General features: G+C 73.0%; 13 protein-coding genes and 1 tRNA gene. 9 read left to right on the forward strand and 5 right to left on the reverse strand.

Translation table 11 applies throughout. The features are described from left to right. Positions 1-219 precede the first annotated feature (219 nt). Complete coding sequence (locus ACFVWU_RS40905; protein ID WP_387630846.1) at positions 220-1,308, reverse strand: TOMM precursor leader peptide-binding protein; 1,089 nt, start codon at positions 1,306-1,308, stop codon at positions 220-222. 411 nt (positions 1,309-1,719) lie between these two features. On the opposite strand from ACFVWU_RS40905, the gene ACFVWU_RS40910 reads away from it, so the two are divergent. Next, complete coding sequence (locus ACFVWU_RS40910) at positions 1,720-2,295, forward strand: M48 family metallopeptidase (protein ID WP_387630849.1); 576 nt, start codon at positions 1,720-1,722, stop codon at positions 2,293-2,295. 107 nt (positions 2,296-2,402) lie between these two features. Here ACFVWU_RS40910 and ACFVWU_RS40915 read toward each other — a convergent pair whose 3' ends face one another. Then, entirely contained in the window at positions 2,403-2,990 is a 588-nt protein-coding gene (locus tag ACFVWU_RS40915; RefSeq protein WP_387630850.1) for an NUDIX hydrolase, read from the reverse strand. Beyond that, complete coding sequence (locus ACFVWU_RS40920) at positions 2,987-4,531, reverse strand: zinc-dependent metalloprotease (RefSeq protein WP_387630853.1); 1,545 nt, start codon at positions 4,529-4,531, stop codon at positions 2,987-2,989. The genes ACFVWU_RS40915 and ACFVWU_RS40920 overlap by 4 nt, the downstream gene beginning before the upstream one ends. A 197-nt stretch (positions 4,532-4,728) precedes the next feature. Between ACFVWU_RS40920 and ACFVWU_RS40925 the strand changes: the two genes are divergently transcribed. From ACFVWU_RS40925 to ACFVWU_RS40940, 4 genes are all read left to right on the forward strand, one after another. Continuing rightward, a complete protein-coding gene (locus tag ACFVWU_RS40925; protein ID WP_387630856.1) occupies positions 4,729-5,877 on the forward strand; it encodes an NAD-dependent epimerase/dehydratase family protein in 1,149 nt (382 codons plus the stop codon). 186 nt (positions 5,878-6,063) lie between these two features. Beyond that, complete coding sequence (locus ACFVWU_RS40930; protein ID WP_380616406.1) at positions 6,064-6,504, forward strand: molybdenum cofactor biosynthesis protein MoaE; 441 nt, start codon at positions 6,064-6,066, stop codon at positions 6,502-6,504. 230 nt (positions 6,505-6,734) lie between these two features. Further along, a complete protein-coding gene (locus ACFVWU_RS40935; RefSeq protein ID WP_387630858.1) occupies positions 6,735-6,908 on the forward strand; it encodes a hypothetical protein in 174 nt (57 codons plus the stop codon). A gap of 42 nt (positions 6,909-6,950) precedes the next feature. Beyond that, positions 6,951-8,063 carry a PDZ domain-containing protein gene (locus tag ACFVWU_RS40940; RefSeq protein ID WP_387630861.1) on the forward strand — a complete coding sequence of 371 codons (1,113 nt, stop codon included), beginning with the start codon at positions 6,951-6,953 and terminating at the stop codon, positions 8,061-8,063. An 18-nt stretch (positions 8,064-8,081) separates the two neighbouring features. Here ACFVWU_RS40940 and ACFVWU_RS40945 read toward each other — a convergent pair whose 3' ends face one another. Continuing rightward, the gene (locus ACFVWU_RS40945) at positions 8,082-8,663 is read right to left on the reverse strand and encodes a PPA1309 family protein (protein WP_387630863.1); all 582 of its coding nucleotides are present in this window, start codon (positions 8,661-8,663) and stop codon (positions 8,082-8,084) included. 187 nt (positions 8,664-8,850) lie between these two features. Between ACFVWU_RS40945 and ACFVWU_RS40950 the strand changes: the two genes are divergently transcribed. The 3 genes from ACFVWU_RS40950 (at position 8,851) to ACFVWU_RS40960 (ending at position 14,302) form a co-directional block, all read left to right on the forward strand. Then, a complete protein-coding gene (locus ACFVWU_RS40950) occupies positions 8,851-11,811 on the forward strand; it encodes a UPF0182 family protein (protein ID WP_387630866.1) in 2,961 nt (986 codons plus the stop codon). 66 nt (positions 11,812-11,877) lie between these two features. Further along, a tRNA-Met gene (locus ACFVWU_RS40955) sits at positions 11,878-11,951 on the forward strand. A 374-nt stretch (positions 11,952-12,325) separates the two neighbouring features. Further along, on the forward strand, positions 12,326-14,302 hold the full coding sequence (locus ACFVWU_RS40960; RefSeq protein WP_387630869.1) for a tetratricopeptide repeat protein: 1,977 nt from the start codon (positions 12,326-12,328) through the stop codon (positions 14,300-14,302). A gap of 33 nt (positions 14,303-14,335) precedes the next feature. Here the strand turns inward: ACFVWU_RS40960 and ACFVWU_RS40965 are convergent, their stop codons facing one another. Next, positions 14,336-14,749, reverse strand: coding sequence for a Fur family transcriptional regulator (locus tag ACFVWU_RS40965; protein WP_387630872.1), 414 nt, complete (start codon positions 14,747-14,749; stop codon positions 14,336-14,338). 104 nt (positions 14,750-14,853) lie between these two features. Between ACFVWU_RS40965 and ACFVWU_RS40970 the strand changes: the two genes are divergently transcribed. Then, the gene (locus tag ACFVWU_RS40970) at positions 14,854-16,329 is read left to right on the forward strand and encodes a catalase (RefSeq protein WP_387630875.1); all 1,476 of its coding nucleotides are present in this window, start codon (positions 14,854-14,856) and stop codon (positions 16,327-16,329) included. The last annotated feature ends 282 nt before the right edge of the window (positions 16,330-16,611 follow it).

Consider the following 16,611-nt stretch of genomic DNA (forward strand, 5'->3'; position numbering starts at 1 on the left):
TGCGGCCCCGGAGACCCCCGCCCCGGCCCCCCCCCCTGCCCGGGCCCGGGCCATGGGCTTACCTGGCCATGGGCTTACCTGGCCATGGGCTTACCTGGCCATGGGCTCACCTCGGGCGTCGCGCCCTCCGCCCCGGGCCCAGGTCGGGCGGCTGCTGAGCCCCGCAGCCGCCGGGCCTGTTCCCGGCACGCTTCTCATTCCTCCTCCCTCGACGACTCCTCAGCCCGGCGGCTGCGGCTGCCACAGGCAGCCGCAGTCCGGGTGTCCTCGCAGCCGCAGGCGGCGGGGCATCCCGTCGCTCGCCGACACCTCGCACCAGCCGTCGACGCTCGGCGGCCGGCCGCCGTCCAGAAACACCTGCACATGCAGGGCCGCCAGCCCGGCGACGGCCGTCGCCAGCGCCGTGTCGCAGGCCGGGGTGCGGGCCCGGCCGGGGCCGTTGTTCGCCAGTTGGGCCAGCACCCGCGCCCACGCGGCGTCCTCGTCCTCCCTGCGCAGCACCAGACAGTGCCCGCAGGCCGACCTCCCGGGGATCACCAGCGGCCCGATGATGCCGAACTCCTCGACCACGCCCACGTACAGATGCGGCACCCCGGCCCGGAGCAGCAGCTTGGCCTCGTACGTCCCGCCCGCGAAGGCGGCGCTGCCGTCCCGGGGCGCGAGGACCACGAAGTCGGGCGGTGGGTCGTCCGACTTCCGCCGCGGGACGGGCACCAGTGGCCGGCCCGCGGCCCGTTGCACTGCCTCCCGCGCGGCCGTCGCGCGCAGCCGCCCGATGTCCGCGGGCGGCAGCCCGGCCGGGGAGCAGTCGCCGGGCTTGACCCGGCCGCCGTCGGACACCGTGACCGTGCCGGTGCCCGCCGCGGCGAGCACCGCCGCCACGGCGGCGCCGACCCGGCCCGCGCCGCGCACCTCGATCCGGGTCTCAGCCCGGTGGGTCAGGACCGCCGGTGCGGCGCCGGGGCCGGAGTGGACGAGGGACAGTGAGGCGAGGTCGGGCCCGAGGAGGTCCCGGTGGGGCTGGGGGAAGCGGGACAGCACCCGGTCGGTCGCCTCCGCGTCGTCCAGCAGCCCGATCGCCTCCAGTTCGGTCAGCAGGGTGTCGGCGGGCTCGCGGCCGAGGCCGATTCGCTCGCCGGCCTCCAGGAGCTCGGGTCGGTCGCGCGTTCCGTCGACCAGCCCGAGGAAGTCGCAGAGGGTCTTGTCGGCGTTTTCGAGCACCCCCGCATGCCGGGTGACGGTGCCGAACTGCAGGGTCTCGGAGTCCCGCCAGCTGCGGGACAGAGCGGGCTTCAGAGCGAGGCGCACGACGATCTCCCTTCCGATCGTTTCCGGACGGCTGACCGCAGCATGCCCCATCGCGCCGACCGCGTGCTGAAAGTTATCCACAGGCCCGGGCGCATGATCACACCATCTGTTCGCGGGCTCTGTGGATAACTGCTCATCCGCTCGAACGTCGATTTCCGGACACCCTCCGTCGGCCTTTCGTTCCCGATCGCTCCACGAAAGATTTCGGCCATGGCAGCGGACTTCTGTCAGTGGTACCGGGTAACGTCGTGTGCCATGGCGGCCGAGCGGGACTCCCATCCACCGGTGTCGCGTCGGCGTGCCCGTGCAGCGTCCGGGTCCCAGGCGGCGGCGCCGAGCACACGTGGGCGCCCGGACGAGCAGCAGCACGAGAAGCCGCAGGCGAGGCCGCAGCATCCGCCCACCGGGGCGGTGCCGCCCGAAGCGCACGACCGCAGCCGGGTCGAGGTGCGGCGCAGCGCCCGCCGTAGCCGTACCGTCTCCGCCTACCGCGAGGGCGACCGCACCGTGGTGCTGATCCCGGCCCGGATGTCGCACGCCGAGGAGCAGCGCTGGGTCGCGCAGATGCTGGAGAAGCTGGCCGCCCAGGAGCGTCGGCGGATCCTCGGGGACGACGCCCTGATGGCCCGGGCCCGGGAGCTGGCGGCGGCCTACCTGGACGGTCGCGCCCAGCCCGCGCAGGTCCGCTGGGTGACCAACCAGAATTCGCGCTGGGGCTCCTGCACGCCCAGTGAGGGGACGATCCGGCTGTCCCACCGGCTGCAGGGCATGCCGGAGTACGTGCTGGACTACGTGCTGCTGCACGAGCTCGCGCATCTGCTGGTGCCGGACCACGGGCCGGCGTTCTGGGCGCTGCTGGAGGCCTACCCGCGTACGGAGCGGGCCCGCGGCTATCTGGAGGGCGTGGTCTCAGCCGCCCGTCTGCCGCACATCCCGGGTGCCCGGCACGGCACCCCGGGCGAGGATCCGGCGGCTTCCTGCGGCTGAGTCCGGGAGGAACGCCACCGGGAAGGGCCGAGGGAACGGGCCGACGAACGGGCCGACGAAAGGGGGCGCGAGCCGATACGGCCCGCGCCCCCTTTCCGTGTCGCACCTCAGCCGGTCAGCCGCCGCGCCCGGGCGACCAGGTCGCGCACCGAGTGGTCGGTGAGCTCCGGCAGCCGGTCGTAGTCGAACCAGCGCAGGTCCAGCGATTCCTCGCTGATCAGCGCCTGCGCCCCGGCCGGGGCCAGCGCGATGTACTGGACGTCCAGGTGGGTGTTCTCCGGCCGGTCCTTGCCGGTGCAGCGGACCAGGTGCCGGTCCAGCTTGGCCGGAACGGGGGTGCCGTTGTCCCGCAGCAGGGCCAGGTCGGGGATGCCGGACTCCTCGACGGCCTCGCGCAGCGCGGCCGAGGCGAGGTCGGTGTCGCCGGGCTCGCAGTGTCCGCCCATCTGCAGCCATATGCCGACCTTGGGGTGCAGGGTGAGCAGCACCCGCCCGGCGGCCGGGTCGACGACCGCCGCGCTCGCGGTGATGTGGGCGGGCAGGCAGGAGCGGTAGAGGCCTCCGGGCTGCTCGGCCAGGTGCGCGAGGTAGTCGCGCCGCAGCTGTTCCTGGTCCTCGTCGGCGGGCCGCCAGTCGGTCAGGGTGCGGACGGCGTCCGCGTGCAGGGCGGACGCGTTCGTGTCGGTGGCCGTCATGCGGTGGGCTCGCCCTTTCCGTCGGTGCCGTCCTGGTCGGGCTTCGGCTCGTCGGCCCTCGGCTGATCGCTCTTGGTCAGGTCGGGCTTGCCGGCCGCGGCCTCGCCCAGCAGCTTGTCGAGGGCGTCGAAGTCGATCCCGCCCTCCAGGTCGTCGCTGCCGCCGCGGTGCACGAAGGCGTCCGGGTCGTCGAGGTCGGCGGCGGTGGGCAGCATGTCGGGGTGCTCCCACAGGGCGTCGCGGCCCTCGACGCCGCGGGCGTCGGCGAGCAGCGCCCACAGCCGGGCGGCGTCGCGCAGGCGGCGCGGGCGCAGCTCCAGGCCGACCAGGGTGGCGAAGGTCTGCTCGGCGGGCCCGCCGGCCGCGCGGCGGCGGCGGACGGTCTCGCGCAGGGCGCCCGCCTGCGGCAGGTGGGGTTCGGCGGCGGCGTGCACGACGGCGTCGACCCAGCCCTCGACCAGGGCGAGCGCGGTCTCCAGGCGGGCGAGCGCGGCCTTCTGCTCGGGGGTGTCCTCGGGCTGGAGCAGGCCGCCGGCCAGGGCCTCCTGGAGCGCCTCGGGGTTGCTCGGGTCGAGCTGGCCGACGAGTTCCTCCATGCGGGAGGTGTCGACCTTGATGCCGCGCGCGTAGGCCTCGACGGCGCCCAGCAGGTGGGCCCGCAGCCACGGCACGTGGGCGAAGAGCCGCTGGTGGGCGGCCTCGCGCAGGGCGAGGTAGAGCCGGACCTCCTCGGCGGGCACGCTCAGGCCCTCGCCGAACTCGGCGACGTTCTGCGGCAGCAGGGCGGCCTTGCCGGCCGGGGCGAGCGGCAGGCCGACGTCGGTGGAGCCGACGACCTCGGCGGCCAGGGCGCCGAGCGCCTGGCCGATCTGGGTGCCGAACATGGCGCCGCCCATGGAGCGCATCATGCCCATCAGCGGGCCGGCCATGGCCTGCATCTCCTCGGGCAGGACGCCGCCCATGGCGTTGCCGACGCGCTCGGCGACCGGGTCGACGAGGTCCTTCCAGACCGGGAGGGTGGCCTCGATCCACTCGGCGCGGCTCCAGGCGACGGCGGTGCCGGCGCCGGAGGGGAGCTCGGTGACGCCGTCGAGCCACAGGTCGGCGAGGCGGACGGCCTCGGCGACGGCGGCGCGTTCGGTGGCGCTGACGGAGCGGTCCTTGCTCTTGCCCTCGGCGGGTTCGGCGACGACGGTCTGCCGGGCGATGTTGGTGGCGAGGTCCCAGTTCACCGGGCCGCCCTCGAAGGAGAGCATCTGGCCGAGCTGCTGGAAGGCGGCGCCGAGGTCACCGGGGTTGAGGCCGCCGAACATCGCGGCGAAGGGGTTGTCGGCACCGGCGCCGCCGGGGCCGCCAGGGGCGCCGGGCATGCCGAAGATCGCGCCGAAGGGGTTGCCGGCCCCGAAGCCGAAGGGCTGCGGGCCGCTCTCGCCGGAGCCGGCCGGGCCCTGGTCCTTCTTCTTCTGCGCGTCGTCGGGCTTGGCCTTGCCGTCCTCGGGCTCCTCGGGCGGAACGCCGAATCCGAAGGGAAGGTCGCTCACGGGGTCCTCGATCCGGTCGGCCGTCATGCGGGTGTGGCGGGAAGTACTGCCCGCCCGGGGTTGCGGTGGAGCGGACTCGTGGGCGGCTCCCGTGCGGCAGGCCCGCGCCGGGTGCACCGCCGGGCCTTCGCCTCGGGCAGGATGTGCGTACGAGACACACGTCCGTACGCACATAAGCTAACCGTGGAGGATGGCCGGTGAGTTCCCCGCCTTCGGACGTTCGCTCTGGGCTGACCGGAGGAGAGGACGCGTCGGACACCACGGCGTCGCCGCCTCCAGCCTACGGCGGGCGGCCGCTGACCGTGGCCGTCACCGGTGCCGCCGGGGTGCTGGGCGAGCGGGTCGCCGCCCGGCTGGTGGCCTCCCCGCACGTGCGCAGGGTGCTGGCGGTGGACGACCGGCGCGGTGACGTGCCGGGTGTGCAGTGGCGGGTGCTGGACGTCCGGGACCCGGCGGTGGCCGAGCGGCTGGCCGGGGTGGACGTGGTGGTGCACCTGGCGATGGACTTCGGGATGGAGTCCGATCCCCGGGCGCGCAGTGCCTACAACGTGCGGGGCGCCCAGACGGTACTGACCGCGGCCGCGGCGGCCGGGGTGCACCGGGTGGTGCTGTGCACCTCCGCGATGGTCTACGGGGCGCTGGCCGACAACGAGGTGCCGCTGGCCGAGGACTCGGAGCTGCGGGCGACCGAGGAGGCCTCGCTGGTCGGGGACCTGCTGGAGATCGAGCGCCTGGCCCGGCGGGCGCCGCGCGCCCACCCGGGGCTGCAGGTGACGGTGCTGCGCCCGGCCGTGGTGGTGGGCCCCGGAGTGGACACGGTGCTGACCCGGCACTTCGAGGCGCCGCGGCTGCTGGTGGTGGCCGGCTCGCGCCCGTGCTGGCAGTTCTGCCACGTGGACGACCTGTCGGCGGCGCTGGAGTACGCGGCGCTGGGCCTGGTCGAGGGCGAGGTGACGGTCGGCTGCGACGGCTGGCTGGAGCAGGAGGACGTGGAGCGGCTGTCGGGGATCCGGCGGATGGAGCTGCCGGCGTCGCTGGCGCTGGGTACGGCGGCGCGGCTGCACCGGCTGGGCCTGACCCCGGCCCCGGCGGGGGACCTGGCGTACACGATGTATCCGTGGGTGGTGTCGGGCAGCCGGCTGCACGAGGCGGGGTGGCGTCCGGAGTTCACCAACGAGCAGGTGCTGGCGGAGCTGCTGGCCCAGGTGTCCGGCAAGCACGCGGTGGCCGGGCGCCGGCTGGGCGGCAAGGAGGCGGCGACCAGCCTGGGGGCGGCCGGGGCGACGGTGGCGCTGGTGGGTACGGCGGCGCTGGTGCGCCGGGCCCGCAAGCGGCGCCGGTTCTGACCGGCCCGGAGCCGGCCCCGGATCGGCCCGGGGCGCCCGTCGAGCCCGGGGCGCCCGTCGTGCCCGGGGTGCCCGTCGAGCCCGGGGCGCCCGCCGAGCGGCGACACTTCTCACGATGCGAAATTTCCACATCGTGATGTGGAAACCCCTTGCCCGCATCCGGCCGGGATGGGGAATCATGGGGTCATGTCCGAGAACCACGACCCCATCCGCCTGCTCGCCATCCGCGACACCCCGCTCTCGCTGGACGAGGTGTACGAGGCGGTCGGTGACGACGCGGCCGGCGGCACCACCGTCTTCGTCGGGACGGTCCGTGACCACGACGGCGGCAAGTCGGTCGCCGCGCTGGAGTACAGCTGCCACCCCACCGCCGAGCAGGAGATGCGCCGGATCGCCGAGAAGGTCGTCGCCGACTTCCCGGTCAGGGCGCTCGCCGCGGTCCACCGGGTGGGCCGGCTGGAGATCACCGACAAGGCCGTGATCGTCGCGGTCTCCTGCGCCCACCGCGGCGAGGCCTTCGCGGCGGCCCGCCGGCTGATCGACGACCTCAAGCACGAGGTGCCGATCTGGAAGCACCAGGTCTTCGCCGACGGCGAGGAGGAGTGGGTCGGCGCCGGCGGCTGCTGACCCTCGTCGGGTGTGCGGCGGAACCGGATGCACACGGAGCGCGTCCCTGGGGTCAGGCGCGCCGCCGTCTCACCCGAACGGGTCTGGGCGGCTGCGCCGAATAGTCCCTGGAAGTGAGCCGATCGGCCGTCCCGTTACCCGGACGGCGCCAGCCGCGTTGTCCGCCGGAGTGGTTAATCTGCTCATAGACACGACGAGCTGGGAGTACTGATATGGGTGCGCTCGCCTGGTTGATCATTCCGGTTGTCGCCGTCCTCGCCGCCGCCGTCTGGGCCGGCTGGGCCCAGCGGGCCCCGAAGGCCACGGGGGACCCGGCCTCACTCGCCGAGCACCGGCGCTTCATGGCCGCGATGGAACGCACCACCGCCGACACCGCCGCCCCCGGCGAGCACTCCGGCCGGTAGCCCGCCGGGCGTCGCGTCACCCGCGTCCCGTACTGTCGAGGCATGCCACGCCGCTCCGCGACGATGCTCGCTGCCACCCTGCTGCTCATAGCGCTGCTCTGCGTCTCGGTGCTGATGAAGGTGCCGTACACGGAGATGAGCCCGGGCCCGACGTACAACACGCTCGGCGACCAGGGCGGCAAGCCGGTGATCACCATCACCGGGCACGACTCGTACAAGACGAGCGGGCACCTCAACATGACCACCGTCCAGGTCACCGGGGCCAAGTACGAGCCCAGCCTGGTCAACGCCGTGGTCGGCTGGCTGCGCGACGACGTGCTGGTGGTGCCGCACGACAACGTCTACCCCAAGGGGCAGTCGGACGCCGACGCCAAGAAGCAGAACGCCGAGGAGTTCGCCTCCTCCGAGGACAGCGCCCGCACCGCCGCGCTCAACCAGCTGGGCATCCCGATCGGCAGCGAGCTGATCGTCAAGTCGGTCACCGCGGGCGCCCCGGCCGAGGGCCGGCTGCACGCGGGCGACCAGATCGCCGCCGTCGACGGCGCCCCGGTCACCTCGGTCGACCAGGTGGTCGCCGCCGTCACCAAGCACAAGCCGGGCGAGTCGGTGGTCTTCACCGTGGTTCCGCGGGCCAAGGACACCTCCGGCAACGGCACCGCCACCCCGGGGGCCAGGACCGACGTCACCGTCCCGACCGTGCGGGCCAAGGACCTCGACCCGAAGGCCCCGGCCGAGCGCGCCGACCTCGCGGTGGTCGGCATCGGCACCGGGATCCGGCACACCTACCCGTTCCAGATCGACATCGGTCTGCAGGACGTCGGCGGTCCCAGCGCCGGGCTGATGTTCTCGCTCGGCATCATCGACAAGCTCACCCCCGGCGGCGACCTCACCGGCGGCAAGTTCGTCGCCGGCACCGGCACCATCGACGACGACGGCAAGGTCGGCCCGATCGGCGGGATATCGATGAAGCTGATCGCCGCCCGGGACGCCGGGGCCGAGTACTTCCTCACCCCGTCCTCGAACTGCGCCGAGGCCACCAAGAACGTCCCGTCCGGGCTGACCCTGATCAAGACGGACACGCTGGACGGCGCGCTGAAGTCGCTGGAGCAGCTCCGCTCCGGGCAGACCTCCGCGCTGCCGTCCTGCGCCAAGTAGCCCCGGACCCGGGGACGGTTACGAGAAGGTCGCCAGCAGCGCGTCGGTCAGGCCGGGCACCAGGTCCGGGCCGGTCAGCACCTCGCGGGCGACGTCCTTGGAACGCAGCCGCAGGGCGATCTCCTTCTTGCCGTCGCGCAGTACCGCGGCGGTGATCCGGACCTCCTCGCGCTTGGGGTGGTTGGCCACCCACTCGGCGAGCTGGGCGTCGCTGGCGCCCCGCGGGCGGGACTGTTCGGCGCCCGGCGGCAGCATCAGCCGCTCGACGACCAGGGCGCAGCCGGCCACCGCGTCGGGCCAGGCGATGGTGCCGAGGAACTTGTCGAGTTCCATGCCGGCCGGGATCTCGTCCTGCTCGACCGGGGTGAGGCCGGGCTCGTCGCTCTCGGCGAGGCCGAGCTGTTCGGCGATCCTCGGGTCGGCCTTGCGCAGGGCGGCGCTGTCCACCAGGGCGAACAGCCGGGCCGGGAGGTCCCAGCCGAGGGTGGCGGCGTACTCGTCGATCTCCAGCGCGGCCCGGGTGAGCGGGTTGGCGGCGGGGAGCTTGGATACATCGTCGGCAGAGCCGGGGGAGTTCGTGAATGCAGACGCGTCGGACATGACTCAATCCTCACACGCCGGGCGGGTGGCGCCCGCCGGGCGGGCTCGGGGCGAGGTGGCGGGGGTGTGGGGGAGCGACGTAGTAACCGTCTGCTAACGGTGGGAACTCGGTCGAAGCCTGGTTAAGTTGCTCTGACGACCGACCGATTCCAGACGACACAGCTGAGGTGCCACCGTGGTATTCCAGATGCCGGAACGCTCAGGGCCGGGTTTCCGGCGCAGGGTAGGCCCGCCCTCCCGGCGGGCGCGGGTGGCCCTGCTGACCCTGGGCGTGCTCGCGGTGCTGTTCCTGCTGTTCGTCATGTTCGCCGGTTTCTGGACGGACTGGCTGTGGTTCAGGTCGGTCCGCTACTCCTCGGTGTTCACCACCCAGCTGTGGACGAAGATCGGGCTGTTCGCGGTGTTCGGCCTGCTGATGGCGGTGATCGTCGGCTTCAACGTCTGGCTGGCGCACCGGCTGCGCCCGCCGCTGTCGGCGATGTCGGTCGAGCAGCAGAGCCTGGACCGCTACCGGGCGGGGCTGGCGCCGTTCAAGCGCTGGGCGCTGATCGGCGTCTCGCTGGTGATCGGTCTGGTGGCGGGTGCGGCGGCGTCGGGCCAGTGGCGGACCTGGCTGATGTGGACGAACGCGACGTCCTTCGGGGAGAAGGACGCCCAGTTCGGCATGGACGTCTCGTTCTACGCCTTCGACCTGCCGTTCTACGAGTTCGTGCTGGGCTTCGCGTTCAGCGCGGTGATCGTCTCGCTGCTGACCTCGGCGCTGGTGCACTACCTGTACGGGGGGCTGCGGCTGCAGGGGCCGGGGCGGCGGGCGAGCGCGGGCGCGCAGGGGCACCTGGCGGTGCTGCTGGGCGTGTTCGTGCTGCTGAAGGCGGTGGCGTACTGGCTGGACCGGTACGCGCTGGCGGTGAAGACCGGTTCGTACAAGGGCGTCTCGGGCTGGACGGGCCTGCGCTACGTGGACGCCAACGCGTTCCTGCCGGCCAAGACGATCCTGTTCTTCGTCGCGATCATCTGCGCGGTGCTGTTCTTCCTGACGCCGATCCGCCGAACCTGGGCGCCGGCCCTGATCGGGCTGGGACTGATGGTGCTGTCGGCGGTGCTGATCGGCGGGCTGTACCCGGCGATCGTGCAGCAGTTCCAGGTCAAGCCGAACGAGCAGGCCAAGGAGACGCCGTACATCCAGAAGAACATCGACGCCACGCGCCAGGCGTACGGGATCGCGGACGCGCAGACCACCCAGTACAGCCCGCAGGGCTCGACCAGCGCGGACGCGTTGAAGCCGGACGCGCAGACCATCGCGGACATCCGGCTGCTGGACCCGAACATCGTCTCGCCGACGTTCCAGTCGCTGGAGCAGCAGCGCAACTACTACGCCTTCCCGAGCACGCTGGACGTGGACCGCTACGGCACGGGCACGGGCAAGCAGGACACCGTGATCGGCCTGCGCGAGCTGGACCTCAACGGGGTGCAGCGCAACTGGATCAACGACCACTTCAAGTACACCCACGGCTACGGCGCGGTGGTCGCCAAGGGCAACCAGGTCGACGACCGGGGCCAGCCGGTGTTCACCGAGTCGGGCCTGCCGGCCACCGGGACGCTGGGCGACTACCAGCAGCGGATCTACTACGGCGAGAAGACGACGACGTACTCGATCGTCGGCGGCTCGAACAAGGAGATCGACTACACCGACCCCAAGACCGGTCAGAACGCCGAGTACACCTACTCCGGGGACAGCGGGGTCTCGCTGGACAACCCGATCACCCGGGCCGCGTACGCGGTGCGCTTCGCCGAGCCGCAGATCCTGTACGCGGGGGCGATCACCGACGGCGCCAAGGTGATCTACAACCGGACGCCGAAGGAGCGGGTGGAGAAGGTCGCGCCGTGGCTGTCGATCGACGCCGACCCGTACCCGGTGGTGCAGGACGGCCGCGTGGTCTGGGTGCTGGACGGCTACACCACCTCGGACGGCTACCCGTTCTCGTCGAAGACGACGCTGGGCACGGCGACCAAGGACTCGCTGACCAACCAGCGCGGTGAGCTGCTGGCCGTCGCCAACCAGGTCAACTACATCCGCAACTCGGTCAAGGCCACGGTGGACGCCTACACCGGCGAGGTGAAGCTCTACCAGTGGGACGAGAAGGACCCGGTGCTGAAGACCTGGATGAAGGCCTTCCCGGGCACGGTCGAGCCGAAGGCGGACATCCCGCAGACGCTGCTGCCGCACCTGCGCTACCCGCAGGACATGTTCAAGGTGCAGCGCGACCTGCTGGGCCAGTACCACGTGACGGACGCCAACTCCTTCTTCAACGGCAGCGACATCTGGCAGGTCCCGGTGGACCCGACCAGTGACACCAAGCAGGTCCAGCCGCCGTACTACGTGACGGTGCGGATGCCGGACACCAACGCCGCGAGCTTCTCGCTGACCAGCACCTTCGTGCCGAACCAGCGGCCGAACCTGGCGGCGTTCATGGCGGTGGACGCGGATCCGGGCGACGACTACGGGAAGATCCGGATCCTGAAGATGACGGGGGACAGCGGCGCGCCCGGCCCGGGCCTGGTGCAGTCGAAGTTCAACTCCCGTCAGGAGGTGGCCTCGCAGATCACGCTGCTGAAGAGCGGCGGCGACTCGGAGCTGGAGTACGGCAACCTGCTGACCCTGCCGGTCGGCAACGGGCTGCTGAACGTCGAGCCGGTGTACGTACGCGGACGCGGAGCCAAGTACCCGACGCTGCAGAAGGTCCTGGCGGTGTACGGGGACGACAACGTGGCGTTCGAGAACACCCTGGAGGACGCGCTGAAGAAGGTGTTCGCGGGGGCGGCCCCGGCGACCACCCCGACCGCGCCGTCCACCCCGGGCACGGGCGGGACGCCGACCTCGCCGGCGACGCCCACGCCCACCGGGCCGGGCACCCCGGCGCCGGGCGGGACGATCTCGCCGGAGCTGCAGAAGGCGCTCGCGGACGCGGAGAAGGCGTACAACGACGGCCAGACCGCGTTCAAGAACGGCGACTGGGCGGCGTACGGCAACGCCCAGAAGGCGCTCGGCGACGCCCTGAAGGCGGCCGACGCGGCCCGCGGCGGCGGCCCGGCGCCGACCCCGGCGGCGACGCCGACGGGGTCGGGGTCGCCGAGCCCGACCCCGTAGTCCCCGCTGAGCTGCGGTAACCGTTTTCGGTTCCACCCCGTGTCCGTGCTATGGTTTAACCACCGACGCGGGGTGGAGCAGCTCGGTAGCTCGCTGGGCTCATAACCCAGAGGTCGCAGGTTCAAATCCTGTCCCCGCTACTCAGTAGCCGAAGGGCCCGGAGGATTCTTCCTCCGGGCCCTTCGTGTTTTCGGGCGCGGACGTTTCCCTCCCCAAGCGGGGGGAACCGCTCCGGTACTATCGACCGTCGCCAACGGGGACGGCATTGGGGTTTGTGGGGTGGAAGTGTCGGGAAATCGACAAAGCGCCGAAGCAATTTCGTCGGCTTCGGGTTCGCCCCGTCCGAATTCGGCCGGGGCAGGTGTACGCGGGTAGCGGGTGATGCGACGATGGGACACATGGGGGACGGTGCACGGTTGCTGACCGGCCGTCGGGTCCGGCGCCTCTCCCGCGAGTCCCTCCGGCCGCGGGCCGGGGCACGATGCCGCGACACTCTGGGGGAGCGGGAGTCGGCATGAGGCTGATCGGCAAGTCAGGGACCAGGTCCGGTGCGGCCGCCGAGGCGGACACCGACGCCTGGGCGGAGAGCGCCGAGAACCCCGACGGCCACCCGGGAGCCCTGCCCGCCCAGCGCACCAGCGGACTGTCCGAACGCCCCTCGGTCGGCGGCTTCGGCCCGGACAGCCTGGTCCACGTGTCCACCCGTCAGTTCTCCGCGGCCGTCGGCCCGTACGGCGCGGCCGGCGGCGAGGACGCGCCCGCCGGCGCCGCGCTGGATGCGGCCGGCCTGGACCCGACCAGCTTCGAGACCGCGCTGGCCGCCCGCGAGTGCGCCGCCCTGGAGGCCCGCCACCGGCAGGCCGCCGACGACGGCGATCCGGACGCCGCCTGCCGGCTCGGCACCCTGTTGCTGCGCCGCGGCGACCTGGAGGACGCCGAGCCCTACCTGCGCGCCGCCGCGGCCGCCGGGCTGCGCGCCGCCGCCAACAACCTCGGCGTGCTGCTGCACCAGCAGGGCCACCGCGCCGAGGCCGGCCAGTGGTGGCGCCAGGCCGCCGTCTCGGGCAGCGCCCCGGCCGCGCACGCGCTCGGGCTCCAGCTGCGCGACCAGGGCGAGGAGGAGGCCGCCGAGTACTGGCTGCACTTCGCCGCCGACCACGGCCACCCGCTCGGCGCCTACGCGCTGGGCGACCTGATGGAGCACCGGCGCGACGTGCGGGCCGAGCGCTGGTTCAAGGTCTCCGCCGACGCCGGGCACCGCGAGGCCGCCTACCGGCTGGCCCGGATGCGCGAGGCCGCCGGCGACAAGGACACCGCCGAGGCCTGGTACCGCACCGCCGCCGCCCGCAGCCACCCCCGCGCCGCGCTGCGCCTGGGCGTGCTGCTGGAGGAGCGCGCCGGCACCGACCAGTCGCTGCTGGACGAGGCGGCCCGCTGGTACCGCCAGTCCGCCCAGAACGGCGAGCCGCGCGCCGCCTGCGCGCTCGGCTTCCTGCTGCGCGACTCCGGGGACGTCGTCGCCGCCGCCGAGTGGTGGCGGGAGGCCGCCGAGGCCGGCGACGGCAACGCCGCCAACGCGCTGGGCGCCCTGCACGCCAGCCGCGGCGAGGCCGGGCAGGCCGAGCACTGGTACCGCACCGCCCTCGACGCGGGCGACCAGAACGGCGCCTTCAACCTCGGCCTGCTCTGCGCCGGCACCGGCCGCGAGCAGCAGGCCGAGCAGTGGTACCGCCGGGCCGCGTACGCCGGGCACCGGGAGGCCTGCAACGCGCTGGCCGTGGTGCTGCTCCAGCGCGGCGACGAGTCCGGCGCCGAGCCGTGGTTCTCCAAGGCCGCCGAGGCCGGCAGCGTCGACGGCGCCTTCAACCTCGGCGTGCTGCACGCCGGGCGCGGCCAGCACCACCAGGCCCAGGAGTGGTACGCGCGGGCCGCCGCCGAGGGCCATGGCGAGGCGGCCCTGCAGCTGGCGGTCGCCCAGGAGCAGCGCGGCAACCTGCCCGGCGCGCTGGAGCGCTACCGGCAGGCGGCGGCCGGCGGTTCGGCCGAGGGCGCGTTCCGGCTGGCCTCGGTGCTGGACCGGCGCGGGGACGCCGACGCCGAGGCCGAGCACTGGTACGCGGTGGCGGCCGACGCCGGGCACCGGCGGGCGCAGGTGCGGATGGGCGTGCGGGCGGCCGAGCGCGGGGCGCTGGAGATCGCCGAGAGCTGGTACCGGCGGGCCGCCGAGGCGGGCAGTCGCAGCGCCGCGTTCAACCTGGGGCTGCTGCTGGCCCGGCAGGACAGCGAGGCGGAGGCGATGCTCTGGTACACCCGGGCCGCCGACGCCGGGCACGGGCGCGCCGCGCTGCGCCTGGCACTGCTGGCGCTGCGCCGGGGCGAGCCGGTGCAGGCCGAGAACTGGTGCCGCCGGGCGATCGACTACGGGCCGGCCGAGGTCGCCGAGCGGGCCGGGCGGCTGCTGGGCGCGCTGCACGCGGAGCTCAGCGCGTAGTCGCCTCGAACGGGGACGTCGGCAGGGCGCCGGTCAGGGGCGGCAGTCGGGGCACAGGCCCCGGTAGGTGACCTCGGCGGCGGTGACGGTGAAGCCGAAGCGCTCGGCGGCGGGGAGGTCGGCGAGCGGGTCGCCGTGCGGGTGGACGTCGCGGATCGCGCCGCAACCGGAGCAGACCAGGTGCTGGTGGGCGCGGTGGGCGTTGGGGTCGTAGCGCTTGGCGCGGCCGTCGGTGGCGACCTCCAGCACCTCGCCGAGGGCGACGAGTTCGCCGAGCGTGTTGTAGACGGTGGCGCGGCTGATCTCGGGCAGGTGGGCGGCGGCGCGCGCGTGCACCTCGTCCGCGGTGAGGTGGACGTGCTCGCCGTCGAGGACCTCGGCCACCACCCGGCGCTGCGAGGTGAGCCGCCAGCCGTGTCCGCGCAGTCTCTCCAGCAGGTCACTCATGGCACCAGAGTAAGTCACGCTCTGAGTTTGGTTCCAGTGTTGACTTGGACAAAGTCCAAGTTAGGATCGTGTCATCACGACCGGACCCCTCGGAGGCACCCGTTATGACCACGCAGGACGAGCTGCGCCCGACCCTCACCACGGAGGCGGGTGCCCCCGTCGCCGACAACCAGAACACCGAGACCGCGGGCGTCGGCGGCCCGGCCCTGATCCAGGACCAGCTGCTGTTCGAGAAGCTCGCGCACTTCAACCGCGAGCGGATCCCGGAGCGCGTGGTGCACGCCCGCGGCGCCGCGGCGTACGGCACCTTCACGGTGACCGCCGACGTCTCGCAGTACACCCGCGCGGCGTTCCTGTCCGAGGTCGGCAAGCAGACCGAGGTCTTCCTGCGCTTCTCCACCGTGGCCGGCAACCTCGGCTCGGCCGACGCGGTGCGCGACCCGCGCGGCTTCGCGGTGAAGTTCTACACCGAGGAGGGCAACTACGACCTCGTCGGCAACAACACCCCCGTGTTCTTCATCAAGGACGCGATCAAGTTCCCGGACTTCATCCACACCCAGAAGCGAGACCCGTATACCGGCTCGCAGGAGGCCGACAACGTCTGGGACTTCTGGGGCCTGTCGCCCGAGGCGACCCACCAGGTGACCTGGCTGTTCGGCGACCGCGGCATCCCGGCCACCTACCGGCACATGAACGGCTACGGCTCGCACACCTTCCAGTGGCAGAACGAGGCCGGCGAGCACTTCTGGGTCAAGTACCACTTCAAGACCGACCAGGGCATCCGCAACCTCACCCAGGACGAGGCCAACAAGCTCGCCGGCGAGGACCCGGACAGCCACCAGCGCGACCTGCGCGAGTCGATCGAGCGCGGCGAGTACCCCACCTGGACGGTGCAGGTCCAGGTGATGCCGGCGGCCGACGCGGCCGGCTACCGCTTCAACCCCTTCGACCTGACCAAGGTCTGGCCGCACGCCGACTACCCGCTGATCGAGGTCGGCCGACTGGAGCTCAACCGCAACCCGGAGAACGTCTTCGCCGAGGTCGAGCAGTCGATCTTCTCCCCGGCGCACTTCGTGCCCGGGATCGGCCCGTCCCCGGACAAGATGCTCCAGGGCCGCCTGTTCGCCTACGCGGACGCCCACCGCTACCGGGTCGGCATCAACGCCGACCACCTGCCGGTGAACCGTCCGCACGCCACCGAGGCCCGCACCAACAGCCGCGACGGCCACCTGTACGACGGCCGCCACGGGCGCCAGAAGAACTACGAGCCGAACAGCTTCGGCGGCCCGGTGCAGACCGGCCGCCTGCTGTGGGCCGCCACCGTCGTCGACGGCCCCACCGGCAACCACGCGACGCCCGCGCACGCCGAGGACGACGACTTCGTGCAGGCCGGCAACCTGTACCGGCTGTACTCCGAGGAGGAGAGGCAGCGCCTGATCGCCAACCTGGCGGGCTTCATCGCCAAGGTCTCCGCCGACCGCGAGGACATCGTGGAGCGGGCGGTCGACAACTTCCGCAAGGCCGACGCCGACTACGGGCAGCGGCTGGAGGCGGCGGTGCGGGAGCTGCGCAAGCAGTAGCCCGGACCGGCTGAAGCAGCGGGCCCCTTGACCAGCACGAACTGGTCAAGGGGCCCGCGCTGTTACTCGCCCGCTCGCCTCCGGGGCGCTCCTGGCCCGGTGCCGACGGTCGGCGCTCCGGCGCTCGTGCCTCGCTTGTCGCTTCTCCCTTTCGACACCGGCGCGCCCCTTCGGCTCGGGGCGGGGGACTCGCCCGCTCGCCTCTGGGGCGCTCCTGGCCCGGTGCCGACGGTCGGCGCTCCGGCGCTCGTGCCTCGCTTGTCGCTTCTCCCTTTCGACACC

The sequence above is a fragment of the Kitasatospora sp. NPDC058190 genome (assembly GCF_042883685.1).
In the GTDB taxonomy this organism is placed as follows: Bacteria; Actinomycetota; Actinomycetes; order Streptomycetales; family Streptomycetaceae; genus Kitasatospora.